This window comes from Butyrivibrio sp., assembly GCF_024699075.1.
This window is the reverse complement of record NZ_JAILQF010000348.1, coordinates 1-3694: the sequence shown is the minus strand read 5'-3', so window position 1 is coordinate 3694 and position 3694 is coordinate 1. Positions and strand designations below refer to the sequence as shown.

Sequence of the window (3694 nt, the reverse complement as noted above, 5' to 3'; positions counted from 1 at the left end):
TGTAGCTATTACAAATCTTCCACCAAGAGCCATGATGGGAATTGAATCATGCGGTATGCTTCTTTCTGCAGTAAATAACAAGAAGGATTCAGAAGACGAAGAGCTTCACCTTCTTATGGTTGATAACCACATCCCTGCAGGCGCAAAGCTTTACTAATTTTAAAAAATATAAGAGCTGCTTTTAGATGATAAGTCTAAGAGCAGTTCTTTTTTTGCGCTTATTAAAATCCAAAAAACAAATACTACAAACCCTATTGACATAGTAGGATTTGAATGATAATATAACATCATCAAATCAAGGAGGCGTAAATATGAGTAACTTAATAAGCAGAAAAGTTAATATGTGTTGTTGTCGAATGCAAAACTCCCAGGCATGCAAAATGGTGGGTGCGTCTTCGTGCCTTTGTTAACATCAGATTATCACTTTATGATGTAAGCCATTTGCCCGGGAGCATAAAATGCCTCTGGGCTTTTCTTTTACCATAGACAGTACTCGGCGAATACAAATACATGATTATAGAGGAGAAAAATATGAGAAAGAATCTATTTACAAAAATCGGAACACTTACATTGACTACAGCTCTTTTAGTTTCAGCATTAACAGGATGCGGATCAACTACTAACAAGGCAGATGCAAACTCTGCAGATCAGGGAACTTCCAAGGCCGATACAGCAGATTCATCAAGAGTATACAGAACTCTTGATGAGATTAAAGAAAGTGGAACCATCAACATTGGCGTTTTTTCTGATAAGAGTCCTTTTGGATATGTTGATGAGAACGGTGAATATGCTGGATACGATGTTTATTTTGCCCAAAAGATCGCAGAGGATCTTGGTGTAGAAGTTAATTATGTATCTACAGAGGCTGCTAACAGAATTGAATATCTTCAGACTGGTAAAGTAGATATCATACTTGCTAACTTCACTGTTACACAGGAGCGAGCTCAGGAAGTTGATTTTGCTCTTCCGTACATGAACGTAGCTCTTGGCGTAGTATCACCTTCTGATAATGTTGTTACAAGCCTTGATGATATAGGTGCAGATGATCAGATCATTGTTATTTCCGGTACAACAGCTGAGACTTACCTTGAGAAGAACTATCCTGATATCAAGCTTCAGAAATATGATGCATATGCTGAAGCCAAGACTGCTTTTGAAAACGGTAATGCCGTTGCATGGGCTAATGATAATACAGAAGTTATTGCATTCGCTATTGAAAATGAGGGCTTCACAGTTGGAATTCCTTCTCTTGGAGATGCAGATACAATAGCACCTGCTGTTACCAAGGGTAATGATACGCTTCTTACCTGGATAAATGAAGAGATCGAGACTCTTGGACAAGATAACTTCTTCCACAAGGACTATGAAGCAACTCTTCTTGATACTTATGGAGCAGATTATGAGAACACTCTTGTAGTTGAGGGTGGAAAGGTACAGTAATAATGGATGTAGAGGTTATTAAAACCTATCTGCCTTTATATAACGAGGCATTACTCCTAACCGTTAAGATCGGATGGCTTGGAATCCTGGCAGCCTTTGCAATAGGGCTGCTGGGAGCTGCTATTCAATATTTCAGGATTCCTGTACTTAAAAAAGTAATAGCTGTATACATAGAGGTATTCAGGAATACTCCTCTTCTGGTACAGCTGTTTTTTATTTACTTTGCACTTCCCAAGATAGGAATCAGGATAACTGCCGAAAATTGCGGAATACTTGGACTGGGGCTTATAGGTGGAGCTTATATGATAGAGACTCTGCGAAGTGGACTCGAATCGGTGCCTTCAATACAAAGTGAGAGTGCTCTTTCACTTGGAATGACAAGGATTCAGGTGTTCTTCCATGTCATTTTGCCACAGGCTTTTTCTGTAAGTGTTCCGGGAATAATTGCCAATGTCATTTTTTTGTTAAAAGAGACTTCAGTTTTTTCAACAATAAGTCTCATGGACCTTATGTTTACGGCAAAGGATCTTATAGGTATGTATGCAAAAACAATTGAGTGTCTGTTCCTTTTGGTTGTCTATTACCTGTTCATGCTGATCCCTGTCTCAGTGCTGGGTTCTTTGATAGAGAGGAGGATTCGGTATGCAGAATTTGGGGATTGATGTTCTTTTCAAAGGAACAAATATGATAAGGCTTCTTGAAGGCTTGTGGGTGTCAGTAGAAATAAGCCTGATATCAGTAGCTATAAGCATTGTGCTGGGACTCATTGTCGGAGTCTTCATGACCTCCAGAAGGTTAGTACCCAAGATCTTACTAAGAATATATCTTGAGACAGTCAGGATAATGCCTCAGATGGTTCTTTTGTTTATAGTTTATTTTGGAAGCACCAGGGTCTTTGGTCTTAGTATTACTGCAGAAGTTTCTGCCGTGATAGTCTTTGTTTTCTGGGGAACGGCGGAAATGGGAGACCTTGTAAGAGGCTCAATAAAAAGTATACCCAAGGTACAGTATGAATCGGCATATGCGCTGGGAATGAATAAGTATCAGGTATACTTTTATATTATTTTCCCGCAGACACTAAGACGTCTTTTGCCGCTTTCCATAAATCTCGTTACAAGGATGATCAAGACAACTTCTCTTGTGATGATGATAGGAATAGTTGAGGTTTTGAAAGTTGCTCAGCAGATAATCGAGGCTAACAGAAGAACTTCACCCAATGCGGCATTTGGAGTATTTGCAGTTGTATTTCTTTTGTATTTTATAGTGTGCTGGCCGATAAGCAGACTGGCATCCGTGTTAGAAAAAAGGTGGGCGTAAATTGAGTGATCTTGTAAAAGTAAAACATCTTCATAAGGAATATGGCAAAAATGTTGTCCTTAAGGATATAAATCTCTCTGTGAAAAAGGGAGAGGTAGTTGTGATAATCGGACCGTCTGGATGCGGTAAAAGTACCTTTCTTAGATGTCTTAACGGACTTGAAAACATAGACGGTGGAGTTGTTGCGATAGACGGACTTCCGGTTGAGCCCCAAAAGAGCAGTATTTATAAATTAAGACAAAAGATAGGAATGGTTTTTCAGTCTTATGAGCTTTTTCCGCATAAGACAGTTCTTGAAAACATAATCCTTTCGCCGATCAAAGTGCAGAAAAGAAACAGAGATGATGCGGTCAGAGAGGCTATAGAGCTTCTTGATAAAGTAGGACTTGCTGACAAAAAAGACTCTTATCCAAGGCAGCTGTCAGGTGGACAAAAGCAGAGAGTAGCTATAGTCAGGGCTCTTATAATGCATCCGGAAGTGCTGCTTTTTGATGAGGTTACAGCTGCTCTTGATCCTGAAATGGTACATGAAGTTCTGCAGACTATGCTTGAACTTGCAAAGTCCGGATCAACAATGATCATAGTGACACACGAGATGGCTTTTGCCAAAGCAGTTGCTGACAGGATCGTATTCTTTGATCAGGGCGATATAGTAGAAGAGTCCAAAGACGTGAAGGCCTTTTTTGAAAAACCGGAAACAGACAGGGCAAAAAGATTTTTAAAAACCTTTTCCTATGAATAATGTTATGGCGTGAAGTCTCACACGAGAATGCACCGCCGCAATTTTCAAAGTAAAGTACAAGCTGTTCTTAGATCAGTTAGATTTAAGAGCAGCTTTTTGTGTTATTAAAAGTTTATGTAACGCTCAATTATTGGGGCATTAGAGATAGTATTTTAAGTTGAGGTGTAACTTATACAGTTCTGATTGCAACTTAGC

The 3694-nt window shown here is 39.3% G+C and carries 4 protein-coding genes and 1 pseudogene; all 5 read left to right on the top strand.

Going from position 1 to position 3694, the window contains the following annotated elements; genetic code table 11:
* Positions 1 to 157 (top strand): annotated as a pseudogene (locus K6G87_RS14100) (hypothetical protein); the annotation flags it as partial.
* A gap of 374 nt (positions 158 to 531) precedes the next feature.
* Positions 532 to 1440: a transporter substrate-binding domain-containing protein gene (locus K6G87_RS14095; RefSeq protein WP_296838600.1), complete on the top strand. Its 909-nt coding sequence runs from the start codon at positions 532 to 534 to the stop codon at positions 1438 to 1440.
* A 2-nt stretch (positions 1441 to 1442) separates the two neighbouring features.
* Positions 1443 to 2102: an amino acid ABC transporter permease gene (locus K6G87_RS14090; RefSeq protein ID WP_296838598.1), complete on the top strand. Its 660-nt coding sequence runs from the start codon at positions 1443 to 1445 to the stop codon at positions 2100 to 2102.
* On the top strand, positions 2083 to 2757 hold the full coding sequence (locus tag K6G87_RS14085) for an amino acid ABC transporter permease (protein WP_296838595.1): 675 nt from the start codon (positions 2083 to 2085) through the stop codon (positions 2755 to 2757). The genes K6G87_RS14090 and K6G87_RS14085 overlap by 20 nt, the downstream gene beginning before the upstream one ends.
* A gap of 1 nt (position 2758) precedes the next feature.
* Positions 2759 to 3499: an amino acid ABC transporter ATP-binding protein gene (locus K6G87_RS14080; RefSeq protein ID WP_296838592.1), complete on the top strand. Its 741-nt coding sequence runs from the start codon at positions 2759 to 2761 to the stop codon at positions 3497 to 3499.
* The last annotated feature ends 195 nt before the right edge of the window (positions 3500 to 3694 follow it).

Coding starts and splice junctions, on each gene's coding strand:
- K6G87_RS14095 (WP_296838600.1), top strand. CDS start 532: ATGAGAAAGAATCTATTTACAAAAATCGGAACACTTACATTGACTACA.
- K6G87_RS14090 (WP_296838598.1), top strand. CDS start 1,443: ATGGATGTAGAGGTTATTAAAACCTATCTGCCTTTATATAACGAGGCA.
- K6G87_RS14085 (WP_296838595.1), top strand. CDS start 2,083: ATGCAGAATTTGGGGATTGATGTTCTTTTCAAAGGAACAAATATGATA.